This is a genomic window from Pseudoalteromonas sp. CNC9-20 (genome assembly GCF_022347875.1).
Taxonomy (GTDB): Bacteria; Pseudomonadota; Gammaproteobacteria; order Enterobacterales; family Alteromonadaceae; genus Pseudoalteromonas; species Pseudoalteromonas ruthenica.
Window position 1 is genome coordinate 202,576 of sequence record NZ_JAKRFS010000005.1, and the last position, 20,652, is coordinate 223,227.

Genomic DNA, 20,652 nt, shown 5'->3' on the forward strand with positions numbered 1-20,652 from the left:
CATGTCATTTAACCTACTAAACATTGCCAGTTCAGGCATTCGTGCCAATACCGAGCTGCTTAATACTACCAGTAAAAATATTGCCAACATTAATACCGAAGGCTACGTGCGCGAGCGTACAGAGCATGGCACCACCTTCGACAATCAGGTTGGCCGTGGGCAAACCTATCGTTTGCTCAATGAGTTTGCACAACAGCAACTCAACAGAGACACCTCTAATCGCTCCTTCTTTGAGCGCTTCATGGAGGAAGCACAGCGTATTGATAGTCAGTTCTCTGAGGAGTCCAATAGTCTATCTACGCAAATCAATGGCATGTTTAATAATTTGCAGGAGGCGCTGAACCAGCCCTCTAACAACGTTACCCGCTCGTTGTTCTTCACCAACGCGGAAAACTTTGTTAATCAGATGGATAGGTTGTCAGGAATTGTATCGCAACAAAAGAGTGTGGTGAATGATCAGCTTGGGATCCTTGCTGATGAAGCCAATGGCTTAATTGAGAAAATTAGTGAGCTGAATAACCAAATTACGGCTGTTCATGGCAAGAAAGATCAAGCTGATGCCAGCTCGGTCTATAACGAGCGCGACAAAGCGATTAAAGATCTTTCAGAGCTAATGAACCTAGAAACACTCGATGGGCCTCATGGTGAAAAATTGGTGTTCATGTCTACAGGTGAAGCCTTGGTTATGGAAAATGGTAGCTTTAACTTGTTCTCGTTAAATGGCGATCCAGATCCGAATCTTAAGGAACTTCGCCTTGATGTGACCTCCGGACAAGCCAATAGCTTAGAGGTTGATACCAACAGCTTAAAAGGTGAGATTGGTGGCCTGCTGGCTTATCGAGACGAGGTACTCATACCGGCGCAAAATCAGCTGGGGCAAATGGGCTTATCATTGGCCGACGCCTTCAACCAGCAAAACCGCTTGGGGATGGACGCCAACGGTGAAATAGGAGGTGATCTGTTCACTTTGCCCACCGTCAACGGCTTACCATTCGCCGCTAATGCGGGGTCGGGCAATTTGCAGGCTGGTTTAGAGCAGGGGATGGGCAAAGAGATTCCGGCAACGGATTTCCGTGTTACCTTTACTTCGCCAACAACCGTAGAGATAGTGCCCCTTAATAATAAAGGTGAGCCTATCGGTACGCCGTCGACGGCCAACGTAACGGCGGGAGTGATAGACTCAACCACAGTAACAAGTGGCGAGTCTTACGGCTTAGATATTGATGTGACAGGTGCGCCAGCGGCGGGAGATAGCTTTGATATCAAGTTAAATGCCTTTGCAGCCAGCAATGTTGGGTTGGCGACCACGCGGCCAGAAAAGCTGGCATTAGCGTCGCCAATTCGCACCGAAACAGCGTTAAATAACGTCAGTGAAGCGGCAATTTCTCCCGGTTCTGTGACTGATATTGCCAACTCAACGGGCATCACTGTGGGCCCGCCGCCAAGCTTGACGAATGGGCCAATCAGCTTGCAAAAAACAGGTAATCCTAACGAGTACACGATTACCGATGGCAACGGTACAACGACTTTTACCATTACACCGCCTGCTGAAAATATGCTCGCTCAAGCAGGAGCACCGTACGCTAACTATGGCTTTGACTTTAATATTGAGGGCAACCCGGCTGCAGGTGATACATTTAGCCTCGAGTTTAATACCGGGGGTTTTGACGATAACCGTAATGGCCTGGCACTCGCTGGGCTACAAAGCGAAGAGTTAGTGCGAGAAAATGTGCTCAGCAGTGGCAGCGCCGATAATCTCAAAACATTCAACCAGGCATTCGCAGGTATAGTGACTGATATAGGGATTGTAACTAGCCAAGCACAAACCAGTCATGCGGCTTTCTCTGCGTTGGAGGAGCAATCGAACGCTTGGTATGAGTCGATGTCAGGTGTCAATTTAGATGAGGAAGCGGCTAATTTACTGCGCTTCCAACAAAGTTATGCGGCATCAGCGCGTGTGCTCTCTACAGCACAAACGGTGTTTGATAGCCTGCTTAGCTCCGCGAGGTAAGTAATATGCGTTTATCCAATAATCAAATTTATCAAAAAGGCTTAACCAGTATTTTAGAAAACCAGGTTAAGGTTGCCAAAGCACAAGAGCAGATCAATACGCAAAAGCGCGTGTTAACTGCATCTGATGATCCCTCTGCAACAACGCGAGCCATGCTATATGGTGATGCTATTGCTAGTAACGAGCAATACACCAAGAACCTTAATTTGCTCAACAGTCGTTTAGAGACAGAAGACAGTGTCCTTAAAAACATTAAAGACTCTATTCAACGTGCTAATACGCTTACCGTACAGGCTGGTAATGGTGCATTAACAGAGCAAGACCGTAAAGGTTTAGCGGAAGAGTTAAAAGCCATCCAGGCTAACTTGCTTGATTTGATGAATGCCAAGTCTGAAGACGGTAAGTTTATCTTTTCTGGCTATCAAGATAACAACCAGAGTTACCAGTTTAATAGTGCAAGTGGGCGTTACGAGTATGGTGGCGACCAAGGCCAACATAAAGTTACGGTTGCCGAGGGAGTGAGCATTAAATCATCAGACAATGGTTTCGATGTTTTTGAAAAAGTACCCACGCGTTTAAATGTTGACAGCAATACAGCAACGCCCGGCGGCGGTGTGACTTCGGCAACAGTGTATGTGAACGAACAAAACGCTTTTGACCAATTTCATAAACAAAATTACAACTCAGACCCAGCCGCTGGCGCAACCGCCAACACGATGACGGTGGATATCACGGCCGGCCCTCCCGATAGCTATCAAATACTGCAAGACGGGGCGCCATTAACGCCTGCGGTTACTGGGACCTACACTCCCGGTGAGCCGATTAAGTTTGCTGGTATGGAAATTGATATTCAAGGCGCAGCTCCTGGACAGGCGACCTTCGATTTGGCCCCGCCGGGGCGAGACAACGTGCTTAACACCCTTGAAGATTTGATTAATAACATTACCACCCCGGGTTTGGCTATGCAGGACTATCATCAAGTTTTAGCTGATGGCTTAGTACAGTTGGGTAGCGCCCAAAATCAAGTGTCTCTGACTCAAGCTGGCCTAGGTGGACGTCTTAATACAGCCGAGCGCATTGAGTTTTCCAATGCCGACGTTGATGTTAATAACAAAGAGGCTAAAGCAGATCTCATCGAAGTGGATATGGCTGAAGCGGTAACCGAGTTAACTCGTCATGAGACTGCACTGCAGGCTTCGCAAGCCACTTTTAACCGCTTGTCGAACTTATCCTTATTTGACTATATCGGTTAGTTGAGGTTGCTATTTGTGGTTGGGGCCGTGAGGCCCTTTTTTATTTTTTGTTCCTATAACTATTCGCTCTTCTCCTGCCTCAACGTACCAACTTATAAGTAAAGTTATTAATTTTTATATTTAAATTCATAGTGTTGAAAAAAAGTATAAAAAAATACTAAAGGAAAAAAGTGCTCGCCCGATAACCTAAGTAACTTAGCAAAACGTCAAAAAACAAGCTTTCGCTTAGTAATTGACAGTTTGAGAGTAAATTCAAAGTTTACTGTGGGAGAAATGACATGGCACTTTATGTAAATACTAACGTAAGTTCACTGAACGCCCAGCGTCAGTTAATGAATTCAGGTAACGAGTTAGATACCTCGTTCAAGCGTTTATCATCAGGTTTTCGTATCAACAGCGCAGCTGACGATGCGGCAGGTCTACAAATTAGTAACCGTTTAGGTTCACAAATCATGGGCCTGAATCAAGGTAACCGTAACGCCAATGATGGTATCTCTTTAGCACAAACCGCTGAAGGGGCGATGGACGAAGTAACCAGTATGTTCCAACGTGTTCGTACTCTATCGCAACAGGCTGCGAACGGTTCAAACACTGATGAAGACCGTTTAGCACTGCAAGAAGAAATTCGTGCCTTGATGGATGAAGTTAACCGTGTCGCTTCTGACACTACGTTTGGTGGTACAAACCTTCTTGATGGTTCTTATGAAGCGAGCTTCCAAGTAGGTGCTGATGCGGTGCAAACCATCGGTTTCAGTATGAAGGAAGTAGGCACATCGGCTAATGGTGATAACTCGCTAACAGCAAATGGTGGCTTTACGCTCTCGGGTATTGCAGCGATTGCTTCAGCGGTAACCGGTAAAACGCTTCAAGGTACAAATGGTGTTTTAGATACCGCAGGGGATGTAAGTACCATCTCAGGTATGGACTCTACGGTTACTCTTGCTGATATGCAGTTTAGCGCAGTGTTCGCAGCAGCTTCATCGCTGTCTGTATCTACTCAAGCGAATGCACAATTAGTGATGGCAGGTATGGACTCGTTGATTGCGGTAGTTGATAAGAAACGAGCTGAGCTTGGTGCAGTACAGAACCGTTTCCAATCAACGATTCGTAACCAAGCGAATATCTCTGAAAACTTGAATGCGGCGAAGTCACGTATTAAAGATGCAGACTTTGCTCAAGAGACCGCTAACCTAACTAAGAACCAGATCTTGCAACAGGCAAGCCAGACCATTCTTAGTCAGGCAAACCAGCGTCCACAGGCAGCATTAAGTCTTCTTGGATAAGTAAAATGAAAAGCGCCCTTGCTGATGGGGTATTAGCAAGGGCGCAAAGTTGGATTTTAAAGCGGAAGCTAATTGCTAAAAAAATCCCAAAGTTGGGCAGGGTGCTACATCCCACCCAACTTCTCTCAGTATAAGCAGCTATTATGCCAAAAAGTATAACAATTTTTTGGCAGTCGATTTCACTCTCAAACACAAGGGCCGTAATGGCCCTTTTTTCATATTGGCCCACTTATTGCTCACTTACTCTTATACGCGGCTAGCGCGGGTTTTTAACGGCAAATAATTGCCAAGCCCCCTCTGAAAGCGGCGTAAAGGATCCGCCCTAGTGTGGAAACAATTCGCCGCAAGCAGCGGTTAATAACCTAATTGAGAGTGAAAGAGAGGCTATTATGGCTTTATATGTAAATACCAACGTCAGTGCGCTTAATGCACAGCGTCAGTTAATGAACTCTGGTAATGAGTTAGATACCTCGTTTAAACGCTTGTCTTCTGGCTTGCGTATTAACAGTGCTGCCGATGATGCGGCAGGTTTACAGATTTCTGACCGTTTGCAGTCACAAATCCTCGGTTTAAACCAAGGTAACCGAAATGCCAATGATGGTATCTCCTTAGCGCAAACCGCTGAAGGTGCGATGGATGAGGTGACATCCATGTTCCAGCGTATGAGAACACTTGCTCAACAAGCAGCGAACGGCTCTAACACTGACGAAGATAGGCTTGCTATTCAAGAAGAAATTCGCCAGCTATCTGCTGAGGTTAACCGCGTTGCTTCTGATACCACCTTTGGTGGCCAAAATTTACTTGATGGTAGTTATGAGGCCAGTTTCCAGGTGGGAGCGGATGCCGTGCAAGTAATTGGTTTCAGTATGAAAGAGGTAGGAAGTTCGGCCGCAGGTAATAACTCATTGATGTCTAACGGTGGCTTTACTCTATCGGGGATCGCGCTAGTTGCTTCGGCTGTTGCTAACAAAACTCTCCAAGGTACCAATGGTGTATTAGACACAGCAGCTGATGTGAGTACGTTATCAGGTATGGACTCCACCATTACTACCGCTGATATGCAATTTAGTGCGGTATTTGCTGCAGCCACATCTATTTCTGTATCTACGCAAGCAAATGCGCAGTTGGTAATGGCAGGAATGGACTCGCTTATTGCTGTTGTAGATAAAAAGCGGGCGGAATTAGGTGCGGTACAAAACCGTTTCCAAGCGACCATTCGCAACCAAGCAAATATTTCTGAGAACTTAAGTGCTGCAAAATCACGTATCAAAGATGCAGACTTCGCTATGGAAACTGCGAAACTGACCAAAAACCAAATCTTGCAACAGGCAAGTCAGACGATTCTTGGTCAAGCGAACCAGCGTCCGCAGGCAGCGCTGAGCTTGCTGCAAGGATAAGTTGATACTTTATTCGTATTTTTAAAAAAGTTATTAAAGCCTTCGTTTAATCTGTCGATAACAGAGCTAGAGAACTGTAACTCTAGTTCTTATCGTGAATTTAAGCTGAATAGGGGTATTTCGCTTAGGTTCATAAAATTAAGATAAAGCGGAGGCTAATATGGCTTTATATGTAAATACGAACGTTAGCTCGCTCAATGCGCAGCGTCAGTTAATGAATTCGGGTAATGAGCTTGATACATCTTTCAAGCGCTTGTCTTCTGGTTTTCGGATCAACAGCGCGTCGGACGATGCAGCGGGTTTGCAAATCTCAAACCGTTTGACAGGCCAAGTAAATGGTCTTACCCAAGGTAACCGTAACGCCAATGATGGTATCTCTTTAGCACAAACTGCTGAAGGTGCGATGGATGAAGTAACTAGCATGTTCCAGCGTGTCCGTACATTAGCGCAACAGGCTGCGAACGGTTCAAACACTGATGAAGACCGTTTAGCACTACAAGAAGAAATCCGTGCTTTGATGGAAGAAACTAACCGAGTTGCTTCCGATACCACGTTTGGTGGGCAAAATCTTCTTGATGGTTCTTATGAAGCGAGCTTCCAAGTAGGTGCTGATGCGGTACAAACTATCGGTTTCAGTATGAAGGAAGTAGGCACATCGGCTAATGGTGATAACTCGCTAACAGCAAATGGTGGCTTTACGCTCTCGGGTATTGCAGCGATTGCTTCAGCGGTAACCGGTAAAACGCTTCAAGGTACAAATGGTGTTTTAGATACCGCAGGGGATGTAAGTACCATCTCAGGTATGGACTCTACGGTTACTCTTGCTGATATGCAGTTTAGCGCAGTGTTTGCAGCAGCTTCATCGCTGTCTGTATCTACTCAAGCGAATGCACAATTAGTGATGGCAGGTATGGACTCGTTGATTGCGGTAGTTGATAAGAAACGAGCTGAGCTTGGTGCAGTACAGAACCGTTTCCAATCAACGATTCGTAACCAAGCGAATATCTCGGAAAATTTAAGTGCTGCACGTTCGCGTATTAAAGATACCGACTTTGCTGCTGAGACAGCCGCACTGACTAAAAACCAAATCTTGCAACAGGCAAGTCAGTCAATTCTAAGCCAAGCGAACCAGCGTCCTCAGGTCGCTCTATCGCTACTTGGCTAATTGATAGAGTTGGGCCATAACTGACCATTAGTCGGTTATGGCTTATACTTCTACTATGTGAAGTTGGAGAGAACTCATGGCTGAAATAAATCTTAGTCAAGATACGGCAAGTATTTTGCAAAGTAACGTGACGAAAAATCAAAATAAGGCGTCTGAACAAACGGTTCAGAAACCTGATTTAGCGCCCCAGTCACAGGTGCAGGCTGAAGAGTCATCAACCAGTGACGTGCCGCGTGAACAATCGCAATCAGTTGCAGAGCAGTTATTTGAACAGCAGCAAAAGCAAAGTGAAGAGCTACGTGAAAGTTTAGAAAAATTAAATGAATTTGTTCCAATTAGATCAACTAATTTGATTTTTGAATTTGACGAGCTTGGCGACCCACCCGTTGTAAAGGTTGTGGATCGTGAAAGTGAGGAGGTTATTCGGGAAATCCCTCCGAAAGAGTTCCGCGACATAGCTAAAGCTTTAGAAGAATTTGCCGATAAACTTGATAATCGCGGTGTATTCTTTGACCAATCTGCGTAACGAAAACAGAATTAGGAGGTTTTTATGCCATTAATCACACAGGCGGGCATTGGCTCGGGTCTCGACCTCGAGAGCATTATCAGTGCGTCTATTGAGGCTGAAAATGTTCCTAAAATGCAGAAGTTCATCCAGAAAGATGAGCGCCTTCAAGTTGAATTATCTTCTATAGGTGCCGTTAAGTCAGCATTGTCTAAGTTAAAAGACACTATGGAGAAACTGAGTGATCCTGATAACTTCAACAAGCGATTAGCTGATATTTCACAGCCCCCTAGTGGCGATATTATCTCGGTTAGCCCTTCAAGTGACATAACACCAGGTAACTTTGATGTGCAGGTTCAGCAGCTTGCTCAAGGCAGCCGTGCCATGTCAGCGGCCAATGCTTTTGCTGACAATACGGCCGTAGTCAGTGCATCCGGTGGTACGTTGAGCTTCGGAGCTGGTGACAAAAGCTTTGATGTAACCTTGGATGCTGGAGCCACGCTATCAGATTTACGTGACGCTATTAACGATTCAGACACGAACTTTGGCGTAACGGCCAACATTATCAACACTGGTAGTGAAGCTAAATTAGTGCTGACTTCAAACGAAACTGGATCGGGTAATGATCTTGTTATTACCAATGACAATGCCGAACTTGACGCTGTCTCAACGGTCGCTAATGGTGGCGGTGCAGGAGGCATGAGCATTGCGGCGGGAGACGAAGCGACAGACGCTAAAATCACCGTAGATGGTATCGAGATTGTTAACGACAGCAATGTGTTTAAAGATGCCGTGCAAGGCATGACTATCACCGCTAAGCAGGTAAGTGAGGCCGGAGAAAGTGCAGGCATTAATGTAAGCGTTGATAGAGAAAGCGTCAGTAAGCTAGTAAACAAATTTATTGAAGATTATAACAACTTAGTTGGCACCATCGCCTATCACACAAGCTACGATGAGACACGTCAAGTAGGGTTGCGCGGTGATGCAACAATGCGCTCCTTGGGTGACCAACTCGTTAGTACACTATCAAGTGAGCTGACCGATGCAGGGCCATTTACCAGTATATTTGATATTGGTTTGGGTGTAGATGACAAAGGCTATTTAGAAAAGTCCAGCTTAGTTCGCAGCTTGGATGAAGCTATGGATACCAATTATGATGATATTGGCAAGGCTTTTGCAGGTGAAAACGGTGTGGCAAAGAAGCTTGACGAATTGCTTGGGTCGTTTGTTGATTCGGGTGGCATTCTAAAAACCCGCGAAGAAGACATTAATAATCAGATTGATGATCTGGAAGAAGATGTAATAGACCATCAGTATAGAATGGACGAGTTGGAAAAGCGTCTACGCAAGCAATACTCCAATCTAGATGTTTTATTGGCACAAATGAGTTCGACTCAGCAATACCTAGGCGCTCAATTAGCCAGTTTACCGGGCTTCGGTGGCGGCAAATCATCATCTCAGTAAGGCTATGAATTATGTATAATGCAAAAGTTAAAAACTACCAAAAAGAAGCACTTAAAACTCGTTTAGCAGGCGCTGACCGGTATGAAGTTATTCAGATACTTATGGCTGGCGCCGTAGAGAAAATGGTTCATGCAAAAGTGGCCATAGAGCATAAAAACTTTGAAGCAAAAGCTGAACATTTAGGTAAAGCCTCGTCGATTATCGAAGCGCTGCGTGGGTGTTTGGATTTTGAAGTCGGCGGGGAAGTGACTGAAAACTTATACGCTCTTTATTCATACATGCTTGATCAGTTAATCGATGCTAGCGTGGAAAATAACGTTGATAAAGTGGACGAGGTTATCACTCTACTCAAAGAAATAAAGTCTGCTTGGGATAGTATTCCCGTGGATGTGAGAGAACAAACCTTAAGTACGAAAGAGGCTCAGCTTGGCTAAGGTCATTACTATTCAAGAGCAACTAACTTCACTAGAGGAAAAGCTATCCTCTGGTGATTACGCCGATGGGGCTGAATTATATCAGCAGATAGACAAGCAAATACGTGCGCTATCGAAACAGGAAATAATAGACAACCAACAAGCACTGTCGGCTATTCACACCAAGCTTCTCAACCTAGCTCAAGAAATTAATACCGCTCGTGACAAGACAAGAAAAGACTTGTCAAACTTTACGACCAATCAAAATAAACTCAGAGCCTACGAAATCCCCCGTTAAATATTGAATCCTAAGATATAAATTGGTACGTAGTTTGCTAAACTGATTGCAAAGGTACTTAATTTTATTTGTCGGATTGCTTCATGACACAAGATAAGAATGCTCCCATAGAAGACTTGCTGCGAGAAGCAGAGGAAAAGCTAGAAACAGCGCGAGATGTAACACAACGAGAAGCTATATTTGCAGAAGAGGCGAACCTGCGCTTCGCCAAAAATTTGTCAGCTTTTGAGAAATACTATCCAGACCTTTATCAAGCAATTATCGACTTTGAGCCGAGGCCAGATTTTTGCCTCCATGTCACTCGCTCTGGCCATGCTAATTTTTACATGAAAGATCAAGTGATGCCTTTATACGGCGATGATCCCTTAGCCCAAGCAAAAGCTCAGGTAAAAAGGTACACCGAACAACCTTATTTTGGGAAGACAGCATACAGAGGGCGTTTAGCCGAAGCTGATGAGCGTATTCACATGCAATATATGTGTAAGCTATATAACAAGTTGCATGATATCTCTGAGAAAGACAAAGCGGTATTGAAGGCGCTTCCCGAGAGCTATCCAACTTGCTTAATGTTTGGTTTGGGGCTGGGTTACCATCTTCCTGTTCTTCTGGAAGATCACCAATTTGATTACCTCTTTATTTGCGAGCCTGAAATCGAGCTGTTTTACGCCAGCTTATTTTGTATTGATTGGGATAAGATTATCAGGGATATAGATAAAAGAGATGGGTGTTTGTTTCTTTATATCGGTGTAGAAGTTGATGACTTTTTTAAAGGCCTTAAAGGAACGGCTCAGGACATTGGCGCTTTCTCATTAATTAATAGTTATTGCTACCAACACTATCCATCTGAGCGTATAAATACTGCGATTAAGGGGTTCTTTGAGCGTTATTATGAGCTTCAAGAAGGATTTGGGTTCTACAACGATGCGACGACTGGGTTAGCGCATGCGATGGATAATATAGAATCCAATATTCCTTTTTTCTTCCAGTCAGACTCTTCGACGCAGGAAATTCAAGATATTCCTGTTTTTGTAGTTGGGAACGGTCCTTCATTAGATGAAGCTCTGCCAATTTTGAAGAAATATCAAGATCGTGTGATTATCCTCGCGGCCGGTACTGCACTTCAATCATTGTTGAAAGCGGGAATAACCCCTGACTTTCATGTGCTAGTGGAACGTCCGAAAAATACTTACGATGTACTCGTTGATGTCATGCCAGAAGAAGGTTACAGCAACTTAAACTTATTGATGGTTGATGTTATGTACCCTGAAGTTCCTGATTTATATGGTTGGACAGGAATGGGACTTAAAGGTCCTGAAGCGTCGAGTGTGATGATTCAAAGTCAAACACAAAAAAAGTATGGAATTTTAATGAACAGCCTTCCTAACGCTGGTCCATTGGTTTCTAATACGGCGTTCTCTTTCGCCAGTATGTTTGGTTTTAATACAACTTACTTTGCTGGAGTTGACAATGGCTATGTCGCTCAAGGAGTGAGCCATTCTAAACTCAGTATTTATCGCGATGATAAGCTCAAAGGTAAGTACAAAGCACATGAAAACCCAAGGCATGAAATAGAGGGTAACTTCGGAGAAAAAATTAAAGCGACGAATTTGCTGTTAACCTCTAAAGATATGCTAGAAGGGTTGATAGCTCATTATCCGACTCGTCAATATTATAATATTGGTTCTGGCGCAAAAATAAATGGAGCAGCGCCGTTGCGAGCAGAGGATGTATGGCTAGAGGACTGCCCCGTACTTGATAAAGCAAGTGTCCAATCCAAGATCAAATCTGGGTTTTTCAAGCAAGTCGAATTATCAACAGATGACCAAGCTGTGGATATAGCTGAATTTGAATCTCTGTGCCATTATTTAATCGAAATCGGTGAGCGAGAGTTTTCTACTCGAGCTGAGGCTGCGGCTATTCTCAAGGCACAGCAACGGCTTATTTATGCTTACAGAAAGTCTGCGCATCCGCACTTTTTCCATGTTTTTAAAGGAACTATGTTGTACATGCATTGCCCTTTAATTACGTTGCTTTATCAATATGAAGATGAAGAGAAGAATATGGAGTACTTTCAGCAGGCATTCTCAATTTGGCACGAATTTCTAGTCACAATAAAAAGCGACTTTAAAACGGCTTGGCGGGAGCGGTGTGAAGGCTTTTAACTAGTAGATAGTGTAGGGTCAAGCCCTACACTATCTACTCTGTAGAGAAAAGCTCCCAGCTTAGTGGTGTGCCTCTTTCTATATCTTGTAATGCAGTTCGACCTATAACCTCTTTATAGTGCTTGGGCGCTATGCCATAGCCAGGACGAATACTACGTACGTTTTCCGCAGTGATTTTCTCACCTTGTTTGATATCTCTTACAACATACAAAGAGCGGCGGAAAATCGTATTACCCTTTTCACTTTCTTTGCGCTGATAATTTACATGGCCAAGCGCTTGCCATGCAACATCACTGTCTTTGACCAGTTGCGCTAACTCTGGTTCTTCTAAAGAAAAGCTATCATCCGGTCCGCCACCATTGCGATCGAGCGTTACATGTTTTTCGATTAAGCACGCACCTAAAGCAACAGAGGTAATGGCGGTGGTATTGTCGATAGTGTGGTCAGAGAGGCCTGTTAGTACATTAAAACGTTGCGCCATGTCGGCTAAGGTGGCTAGGTTATAATCTTGCGCTGGGGCTGGGTAACCACTGACGCAATGAAGTACGACTAGGTCTTTACAGCCAGCTTTTTGCGCCGCTTCAATAGCCTCTTTTATTTCTTGCTCGTTGGCCATACCGGTTGAAATAATCATCGGTTTGCCTGTTTTCGCGACATATTCTATTAACGGAATATCGATGGCTTCGAATGAAGCAATCTTATAGGCGGGTGCGTCTAACTCTTCAAGCAAATCCACGGCGGTAAAGTCGAAGGGAGAGCTAAAAATTGTGATTCCTAGTTCTTTAGCTTTAGCAAATAAGGGTTTATGCCATTCCCAAGGTAAATGCGCCTGCTCATATAGGTCATAAAGTGTTTTTCCGTCCCACAGCCCACCATTAATAGTGAATTCTGGATTATCACTTTTCATGGTAATAGTATCGGCGCGGTAAGTTTGAATTTTAACAGCATCTGCACCGCAGCGCTTTGCCATCTCTATTATTCTGAAGGCGTTCTCAATGTCACCGTTATGATTTGCTGACATCTCAGCGATAATATACGGCTTGTGATGCAGCCCTATACTTTTCCCGTCTATAACTACTTCTTTATGACTACTCATAGCTGTTCTTTGCCTCTAAGATGAAAAGTTCACGCTCTCTTTGTATGTATCCTGCTTTTGTAAACAGCTTTTGTGATGCTTTATTTTCGCTTTTGACCGTAGCCTCAATCGTCTTATCGCTGTGCCTCGTGGCCACTTCATTCAATGCTGCATATCCGATACCAAGACCGTAGTATTGCGGATCAATGAGTATCGAGATAATAACGCGATTGTCTCCTGCATTATCAAGGCGAACCATACCTACGCTGTGTTCTTGCTCCTCGAAAGACGAGGTTATGATATACATATAGTCGCACGCACTGCTAAGCTTTCTCTTCATCCATTGCTGGTGTTCTTCCCAGCTAGGCGCTCGTGGTGTCAGTGCGTAGCGGCGGGTCTGTGGTAGTTGTTGCCAATTAAAAACAAGATTTATATCCGCACTTGTGGCTGGCCGCAGTTGTATCTGTCCTTTTGAATTGCAGGGCATTCTTTGTATTTCATCCACGACCCTAAACAGTCCTAATCCATCACACATTGACATCGCAGCCAGGCGCTTTTGCATGTAGTTTTGCATAAGGCGTCGTAAGCACACTGTGAGTTTATGCAGTTCATCTAAAGTAACGACCTCTATTGCTTCATTGTCTCTCAATCCATCGAGGTTACCAGTTTGGTTATCCGCCACGGGAACAAGGATACTGGGTATCCCTAGCGATAAACGCTCCAGTGCTGAAACGCCAGGTGCACCGATAGCGAGAGTATGCGCACCGATGAGTTCTGCCATAGTATTGCTGTGGGTAATCAGTGTTAGTTTCTCGTAGTTTTGGCTTAGGGCCTGGACGCTCTTGAAACTTGGAGTATTTTCACCAAGCAGCACAGTTATCGGCAACTCGGTGTTTTGTTTAAGTAAGGCGCGAACGATTAAACTAGTGCAACCATGAACATCTCCACCGCCCATAAATAGCAGTAAACGGTGCTCGGGGTCTTGAACTGGTTGGGTATTTAACTTTTCTCTTAGCGACACAAATTCCGGCGCCAATAAAGCGTAATCACTGCCGACAAGCAGTTTTGTGTGACTGTGATCCACTTTATAGAGATCAGATGATCTATTTGGAGTTGTGTCTATCACCAAGGCGGCATGATGCTCTCTCGCTAAATCGTCAATCGCGACTACCTGGCAACCTAAACGACGGACCACGTCAAGCTCCCAAGGTTTGCACAGGGCGTAATGATCAACCACGACTAGGTCGCAGTATTGCACCAACATTGAAAATGTAAGCGCATCCTCTGCTTGCGTCACGCCCAGCCAGGACTTGTAGTCATCTGCTTTTGCTTGGTAGCCATCAGGTAAAGGTAGTAAGTCGACCTGATAGCCTCGAGATTGCAGTAATTGAACCTTATTCCCTGGTAGATCGCGTGAGAAAAAGCACACCTTATGGCCATGGTCAGTGAGGCCATCAGCCAGCCTCAGGCAGCGCATTAAGTGACCACTGCCGATTATTAACGAGGAGTCGACGCGAATAGCAATATTCATGACATTGCATACTTATATAGCGCTTCTGCGAAATCCCAATCCTGTTGTGTATCAATATCCTGAACGCGTAATTTAGGAAGCACTATTGGGCGGCTTTGCGGTGAAAATATGGCGGTGCCAGCAGCAAACGTCGACTTCTTCCCCCAATAAAATTGTCCCGCATCATGATAAACAGTGGGAAGATCTTGCGAGCGAGTATTTAGGTGTTCAGGCATCAGCAAGCTCAACTCCCCATCAAGGGTAAAGCCACGCTGCACCGGAAAGTCAAACTCAGTTGCAGAGAAGGTATAAGTAGGGTTGTCGCTCATTAGCACCTTAAGCCCCTTTTGTATGTCTTCTGGACGAAGCAGTGGTGCCGTCGCGTAGATACAGCAAACAGCGTCAAATTCGTATTGCTGGTCTAACTGTGCAATTGCGTGCTGAATAACCGCGAGAGTGGGGCTAAAGTCATCGGCAAGCTGCTTCGGACGCATGAAGGGCACACTTGCTCCATAGCGTTTAGCAACTGTTGCGATTTCCTCGTCATCGGTAGAAACGATTACATGGTCAAAACAACCACTGGCGAGAGCTGTCTCTATTGAATAAGCAATCAGTGGTTTACCGAGAAACGGCTTAATATTTTTTCTTGGGATTCTTTTACTACCGCCGCGAGCCGGGATGAGTGCAATATTCAAAAGGAGCTCCAACCAACCTAATTACTATTTAATACGTTAAGGAGTTTATTAATAATTGTATCTTGCTCATGTTCTGATAAAGACGGGTATAAAGGTAAAGTGAGACAAGACGCGTAATAATTTTCTGTTTGCTCTAAAGAAAAAGAAGGGCCATTGAATAAGGACTTATAAAAGGGTTGTTTGTAGACTGGTACATAATGTATCTGAACACCTATACCCTCGGCTTTAAGTGTATTAAAAATCCTCAGACGTTGCTTTGGCGGTACTTTAACTACGTAAATGTGATAACTGCATAGATTGTGTTCTGACACCGTCAGTGGCTGTACACTCGAGGCGGTAAAAGTCTCATTATAGCGCGTTGCTAACATATTTCGCCGCTCTACCCAGCTATCTAATTGTTGCAACTGTGACTGTCCTAATGCTGCGCAAATATCCGGCATGCGGTAGTTGTAACCCAAATCCGTTTGTGAATAGCTCCAGGGTTCCTCAGCAGACAAAGGCGTCCGCTCGATACCGTGAGAAGCATAACTGCGCATTCTATGTGCTAATTCCTCGTTATTGGTAACGGCCATCCCGCCCTCTGCCGTGGTGATCATTTTCACCGGATGAAAACTAAAAACAGTAATATCGCTGTAGCGACAACAACCGATTTTACTGCGTTTGTAACTCCCTCCAAGTGCATGGGAGGCATCTTCGATGACATGGAATTTAAATTTTTTGGCAAGGCGATTCACTTCTTCCATATCGCAACTTTGGCCTGCAAAGTGAACGGGAATTAATACCTTAGGTAAGTGCCCGGTAAGTTCGGCTTGTTCAAGCTTAGTCTCGAGGCTCGAGATACAAAGGTTCCCTGTTGAGGCATCAATATCCACAAAGTCGACAACGGCACCGCACATACGAGCACAATTGGCGGAAGCGACAAAGGTGTTAGCGACAGTCCAAACTTGATCACCTGGTGCCACGCCAAGTGCTAGGCAAGCGATGTGCAGAGCTGAAGTGGCACTATTAACGGCCACCCCATAGTTTGCACCTGTGTAGTCGCTTAGTGCTTGTTCAAAAAGAGTGACCGCCGGACCCTGTGTAAGGAAGTCAGAGCGAAGCGCATTAACAACTGCGTCAATATCCACATCACTGATACTTTGACGCCCGTATGACCTCATAGCATAGCCTTTTTGTTGAATTCGGTGATTTCCTCAGGCGTGAGGTAATGCTCGTTGTTGAATGAGTTGTACTCAAATCCATACTCAACAGCGCTACCTCGCTCGCCTAAAGCGTTAATCGTGAAGTCGTTGCTACGACTAAAAAACTTGATACCTGGGGCGATGACGAAATGATCATCATACTCATAGGTGTCTAAGCTTAGCTCAGCAGGGCACATCACTTCATGTATTTTTTCACCAGGTCTGATGCCAACCACTTTCTGTTCTAAACTCGGTGCCATAGCCGTAGCGAGATCCGTGATCTTAATTGAGGGGATCTTCGGCACAAATATTTCGCCGCCTTGCATGCGCTCAAAATTTTTCAGCACAAAGTCAACGCCTTGTTGCAGGCTTATCCAAAAGCGGGTCATCTCTTCATGAGTGATGGGGATGTGGTCATATCCTTGGTCAATGAACTTTTGAAAGACTGGAACGACCGACCCTCGCGAACACACGACATTGCCATAACGCACCACAGAAAATAGGGTCTTGTGACCACCGGATATATTATTTGCAGCGACAAAAAGTTTATCGGAAGCTAATTTAGTCGCACCGTATAAGTTAATTGGACTCGCTGCTTTATCTGTAGACAATGCTATGACTTTTTCTACATCGTTATCCAATGCCGCATCAATCACATTCTCGGCACCGTTAATATTGGTTTTAATGCACTCCATTGGGTTGTATTCTGCTGCAGGCACTTGTTTGAGCGCTGCGGCATGGATTACAAAGTCGACACCTCGCATCGCCTTGCGCAGCCGTTCTTTGTCTCGCACATCGCCGATAAAATAACGCATGCAGGGCGCATCGTACTCTTGCTGCATCTCGAATTGTTTCAGCTCATCGCGTGAGTAGATGATGATTTTCTTGGGCTTATAGTGCTTTAATAAGGTACCTACATACTTTTTACCAAAAGATCCGGTACCACCTGTGATTAGAATTGACTTGTTGTCGAACATAAACCAAACCCGCCGTAGGTTAGATAATAAGCTAATAGTTAACGTTAATTTGACGCTCTGTCTATACTCTAGCGCATGAAGCAGTAATTATGCCAATAAAGTCATGGTGATACAGGTATAGAATGGCAAATGCGTCGCGGTAGCCTAACAAAAGTGCAATGTAACAACAGTGACAACAAGCTAAGAACTTCTATAATTAAGTATTAAGTTACTTACTCCTTGGAGCCTAGTATGAAAATTAACTCGCAAAACTCAGAACAGCAGCTGCAGTCAACGTTATCGAGTATTCGTAACCAAGATCAGCAACTCGCTACAGGTAAGCGCGTTAACTCAGCGGCTGATGATGCAGCTGCGCTTCAAATTATTGACCGCTTAACGGCGCAGCAAAATGGTTTTACACAGGCCAGCCGTAATGCCTATGATGGTATTTCCTATGCGCAAGTGAGTGAGTCAGCATTGAGTAACGTCAATGATTCTGTTGGCCGTATTCGCGAGCTATCCATACAAGCTGGTAATGGTGCACTTTCCGATAGCGACCGCCAGGCTTTGCAAGAAGAGGTCGTGCAACTGCAAAGTGAAATTACCAACACGTTAGAGCAAAGCAGTTTTGCCGGGAAGCCGTTATTTGATGGCCAAAGTGTCAGCTTCCAAATTGGCGCTGATGCGAATCAAACAAACGCCCTTGAACAGCCCAATAGCGACTTCCTTAGTGCCGTAAATGCTATTGATATCACCACTCAAGCGGGCGCTAATTCAGCGTTAGATGTGACTGAGCAAGCCGCAGAGCAGGTTAACCAGCAGCGAGCGCAGCTGGGCGCTTTCGAGAATAGCCTAAGCAGTCAAATTCGCTCGCTTAGCGAGCAAAACGAGAATGTTGCAGCAAGTCAAAGCCGCATTGCTGACACTGACTATGCAAAAGCGGTGAGCGAGCGCACCAGTAATGACATCCTTAACCAAGCATCTATCGCGCTGCGCGGCCAAGCTAACCAAAACGCCGCCGCAATTTTAGGACTGCTGTAATGGTGATTCACTATGCGCTGAATCAAACAAAACTAGGAAAAGCGTCTGATTTTTGGCATTAACGTCAAAAACATGCCGCTTTTCCTTGAATCCTCCCTGAACTGCAATACAATCTAGAGTTATAACAATCGCTTAGTATTTGGCGGCGCGATGATCCTGATTCTAGATGACAATACGACTCGAGCCCAAGGGTTGAGCTCAGCACTAACCTTTGTGGGTGAGGCTAATGAACTGACCACCTCAGGTGATTTGTGTGCAAATATTGATAAGCACCACGAGCCCATTATCGTGCTCGGGGCACTCAATAACGGCGAACACCAGCAATTAATTAAAGCGCATCCAGAGTTACCATTTTTATTAATTGGTGAAACGTTAAAACCCTTATTAGATATCGCTAACGTCATTGGCCTTATAACCGAGCCTTTTCACCATGATGTAACCACCCAATTGCTCCATGACTGTCAGCAATATGCGCGCATGAAGCCCACCCAAAGTGCGCACAATCCTAAAGCCTTCAATGGCTTAGTGGGGGATACCGAAGCCGTCAATCATGTTCGCTTTTTGATCTCTCAGGTGGCGAAAACGGAAGCAAATGTGCTCATTCTTGGGGAGTCAGGCACCGGTAAAGAAGTGGTGGCTCGTAACGTACACCTTCTTTCGGGACGCAGTTCAGGCCCGTTTGTGCCGGTAAACTGTGGCGCTATCCCCGGCGAATTATTAGAAAGCGAATTGTTTGGCCATGAAAAAGGCGCATTTACTGGCGCCATATCAGCGCGTAAGGGGCGCTTTGAGTTGGCTCAAGGTGGTACCTTGTTCTTGGATGAAATCGGCGATATGCCATTGCAAATGCAGGTTAAGTTACTGCGTGTATTGCAAGAGCGTACTTACGAGCGAGTTGGTGGTACCAAAGCCATTCAAGCCGACGTTCGAGTGATCGCAGCGACGCACCGAAACTTAGAGCAAATGATTGAAGCGGGAGATTTCCGTGAAGATCTATACTACCGCTTGAACGTTTTTCCCATAGAGAATCCGGCGTTGCGCGAACGTGGCGATGATATTGGCTTATTGCTCAAAGAGCTGACTAAGCGAACAGCCCAGCAAAGCGGTCAAAGCGTTAAGTTTACCGACCGCGCCATTGAAAGTTTAAAAGGCCATACGTGGCCCGGAAATATTCGTGAGCTCGGTAATCTTGTCGAACGCATGGTGATTATGTTTCCGGATCAAGTGGTTGATGTACCAGACTTACCGAAGAAATATCAGCATCTTGATGTTGAAGCATTTGTTCCAGAGTACCCCGAAGAGCTATTAGAGCGCCAAGCCCTGAATGATATTTTCGGTGAAGGCTTTGTTGATGACGATGAGCAACTACCTGCTGAGCATGAATCTGCAGCGGACAATATTGGGGTGCTGCCTGATGATGGAGTCAACCTCAAAGAATACCTTGCAGAGTTAGAAGTGAGTCTTATCACGCAAGCGCTTGAGCGCTATGACTATGTTGTTGCCCGTGCTGCTGAGGTGCTGGGCGTGCGTCGCACCACCTTAGTTGAGAAAATGAAAAAATATAATCTCAACCGCGATTAGCTTTGCCGCAGTAACACAAGCGGTGCCAGCGCCCCTTAAGTAGTTAACTCAGGTTCAAAGCTAATACAAAGCGATCACCTGCTCTTTGCGAAAGCATTGGTTGTGGTGGTCGTTAACCATGCCACAAGCCTGCATATGAGCGTACACTGTAGTGGATCCTAAAAATTTAAAGCCACGCTTTTTCAGATCTTTAGCAAAAATATCGGATTGCTCACTGGTTGCTACGTAATCTTCAGGACTCGCGATGCTGTTGACGCGCGGTCTGTCATTCACAAATTGCCATTGATACGCGCTAAAGCTACCAAACTGATGTTGAATTTCAATAAAGCGTTGAGCGTTATTAATAGCGGCATTAATTTTTAACTTATTGCGCACAATACCGGCATCATTGAGCAAGCGCGTGATGTCTTCGCCATCAAAAGCGGCGACAGTGTGAATATCAAAGTCAGCAAAAGCACGGCGGTAGTTGTCTCGTTTTTTTAAAATGGTATACCAGCTCAAACCAGCTTGTGCCGATTCGAGAGTAATAAACTCGAATAAGCGTTGATCATCATAAACAGGCACACCCCATTCATCGTCATGGTAGGCAACGTAATCGGGCTTACTTAAGTCCACCCAGGCGCAGCGAATACACATAAAAACTCCTTGTAGAAAGCGTTATC

General features: G+C 45.0%; 18 protein-coding genes. 12 read left to right on the plus strand and 6 right to left on the minus strand.

Annotation, left to right across the window (positions count from 1 at the left end; genetic code table 11):
* Position 1: 1 nt before the first annotated feature.
* The 10 genes from flgK to MHM89_RS13580 all read left to right on the plus strand — a co-directional run bounded on the left by flgK (position 2) and on the right by MHM89_RS13580 (position 11,951).
* A complete protein-coding gene (flgK, locus tag MHM89_RS13535; RefSeq protein ID WP_045978577.1) occupies positions 2-2,011 on the plus strand; it encodes a flagellar hook-associated protein FlgK in 2,010 nt (669 codons plus the stop codon).
* 5 nt (positions 2,012-2,016) lie between these two features.
* Positions 2,017-3,264: a flagellar hook-associated protein FlgL gene (flgL, locus tag MHM89_RS13540; protein ID WP_022944737.1), complete on the plus strand. Its 1,248-nt coding sequence runs from the start codon at positions 2,017-2,019 to the stop codon at positions 3,262-3,264.
* Positions 3,265-3,542: 278 nt separating this feature from the next.
* Complete coding sequence (locus tag MHM89_RS13545) at positions 3,543-4,547, plus strand: flagellin (RefSeq protein WP_130145116.1); 1,005 nt, start codon at positions 3,543-3,545, stop codon at positions 4,545-4,547.
* 389 nt (positions 4,548-4,936) lie between these two features.
* Entirely contained in the window at positions 4,937-5,944 is a 1,008-nt protein-coding gene (locus tag MHM89_RS13550; protein ID WP_022946272.1) for a flagellin, read from the plus strand.
* Positions 5,945-6,104: 160 nt separating this feature from the next.
* Positions 6,105-7,109 (plus strand): flagellin, encoded by a 1,005-nt coding sequence (locus MHM89_RS13555; protein WP_130145114.1) that lies wholly within the window; start codon positions 6,105-6,107, stop codon positions 7,107-7,109.
* 76 nt (positions 7,110-7,185) lie between these two features.
* Complete coding sequence (locus MHM89_RS13560; protein ID WP_130145112.1) at positions 7,186-7,635, plus strand: flagellar protein FlaG; 450 nt, start codon at positions 7,186-7,188, stop codon at positions 7,633-7,635.
* Positions 7,636-7,659: 24 nt separating this feature from the next.
* The gene (gene fliD, locus MHM89_RS13565) at positions 7,660-9,078 is read left to right on the plus strand and encodes a flagellar filament capping protein FliD (protein WP_022944857.1); all 1,419 of its coding nucleotides are present in this window, start codon (positions 7,660-7,662) and stop codon (positions 9,076-9,078) included.
* Positions 9,079-9,089: 11 nt separating this feature from the next.
* Complete coding sequence (gene fliS, locus MHM89_RS13570) at positions 9,090-9,512, plus strand: flagellar export chaperone FliS (RefSeq protein WP_022944856.1); 423 nt, start codon at positions 9,090-9,092, stop codon at positions 9,510-9,512.
* The gene (locus tag MHM89_RS13575; RefSeq protein ID WP_239409030.1) at positions 9,505-9,789 is read left to right on the plus strand and encodes a hypothetical protein; all 285 of its coding nucleotides are present in this window, start codon (positions 9,505-9,507) and stop codon (positions 9,787-9,789) included. Before fliS ends, MHM89_RS13575 begins: the two co-directional genes overlap by 8 nt.
* Positions 9,790-9,872: 83 nt before the next feature.
* Complete coding sequence (locus MHM89_RS13580; protein ID WP_239409031.1) at positions 9,873-11,951, plus strand: 6-hydroxymethylpterin diphosphokinase MptE-like protein; 2,079 nt, start codon at positions 9,873-9,875, stop codon at positions 11,949-11,951.
* A gap of 34 nt (positions 11,952-11,985) precedes the next feature.
* Here MHM89_RS13580 and pseI read toward each other — a convergent pair whose 3' ends face one another.
* Genes pseI through pseB form a run of 5 tightly spaced genes read right to left on the minus strand, consistent with a single transcriptional unit; the run spans position 11,986 to position 17,389 of the window.
* Entirely contained in the window at positions 11,986-13,047 is a 1,062-nt protein-coding gene (gene pseI, locus MHM89_RS13585) for a pseudaminic acid synthase (RefSeq protein ID WP_130145106.1), read from the minus strand.
* On the minus strand, positions 13,040-14,557 hold the full coding sequence (gene pseG / locus MHM89_RS13590) for a UDP-2,4-diacetamido-2,4,6-trideoxy-beta-L-altropyranose hydrolase (RefSeq protein ID WP_239409032.1): 1,518 nt from the start codon (positions 14,555-14,557) through the stop codon (positions 13,040-13,042). Before pseG ends, pseI begins: the two co-directional genes overlap by 8 nt.
* Complete coding sequence (gene pseF / locus MHM89_RS13595; RefSeq protein ID WP_239409033.1) at positions 14,554-15,231, minus strand: pseudaminic acid cytidylyltransferase; 678 nt, start codon at positions 15,229-15,231, stop codon at positions 14,554-14,556. The genes pseG and pseF overlap by 4 nt, the downstream gene beginning before the upstream one ends.
* Before the next feature lie 17 nt (positions 15,232-15,248).
* Complete coding sequence (pseC, locus tag MHM89_RS13600; protein WP_239409034.1) at positions 15,249-16,391, minus strand: UDP-4-amino-4,6-dideoxy-N-acetyl-beta-L-altrosamine transaminase; 1,143 nt, start codon at positions 16,389-16,391, stop codon at positions 15,249-15,251.
* Entirely contained in the window at positions 16,388-17,389 is a 1,002-nt protein-coding gene (gene pseB, locus MHM89_RS13605) for a UDP-N-acetylglucosamine 4,6-dehydratase (inverting) (RefSeq protein ID WP_130145098.1), read from the minus strand. The genes pseC and pseB overlap by 4 nt, the downstream gene beginning before the upstream one ends.
* A 231-nt stretch (positions 17,390-17,620) precedes the next feature.
* Here pseB and MHM89_RS13610 point away from each other — a divergent pair, with 231 nt between their 5' ends.
* Entirely contained in the window at positions 17,621-18,409 is a 789-nt protein-coding gene (locus MHM89_RS13610) for a flagellin (RefSeq protein WP_239409035.1), read from the plus strand.
* Between the two features lie 150 nt (positions 18,410-18,559).
* Entirely contained in the window at positions 18,560-19,990 is a 1,431-nt protein-coding gene (locus MHM89_RS13615) for a sigma-54 dependent transcriptional regulator (protein ID WP_022944847.1), read from the plus strand.
* Positions 19,991-20,050: 60 nt separating this feature from the next.
* Here MHM89_RS13615 and MHM89_RS13620 read toward each other — a convergent pair whose 3' ends face one another.
* A complete protein-coding gene (locus tag MHM89_RS13620) occupies positions 20,051-20,626 on the minus strand; it encodes a DNA-3-methyladenine glycosylase I (RefSeq protein ID WP_022944846.1) in 576 nt (191 codons plus the stop codon).
* Positions 20,627-20,652 lie beyond the last annotated feature (26 nt).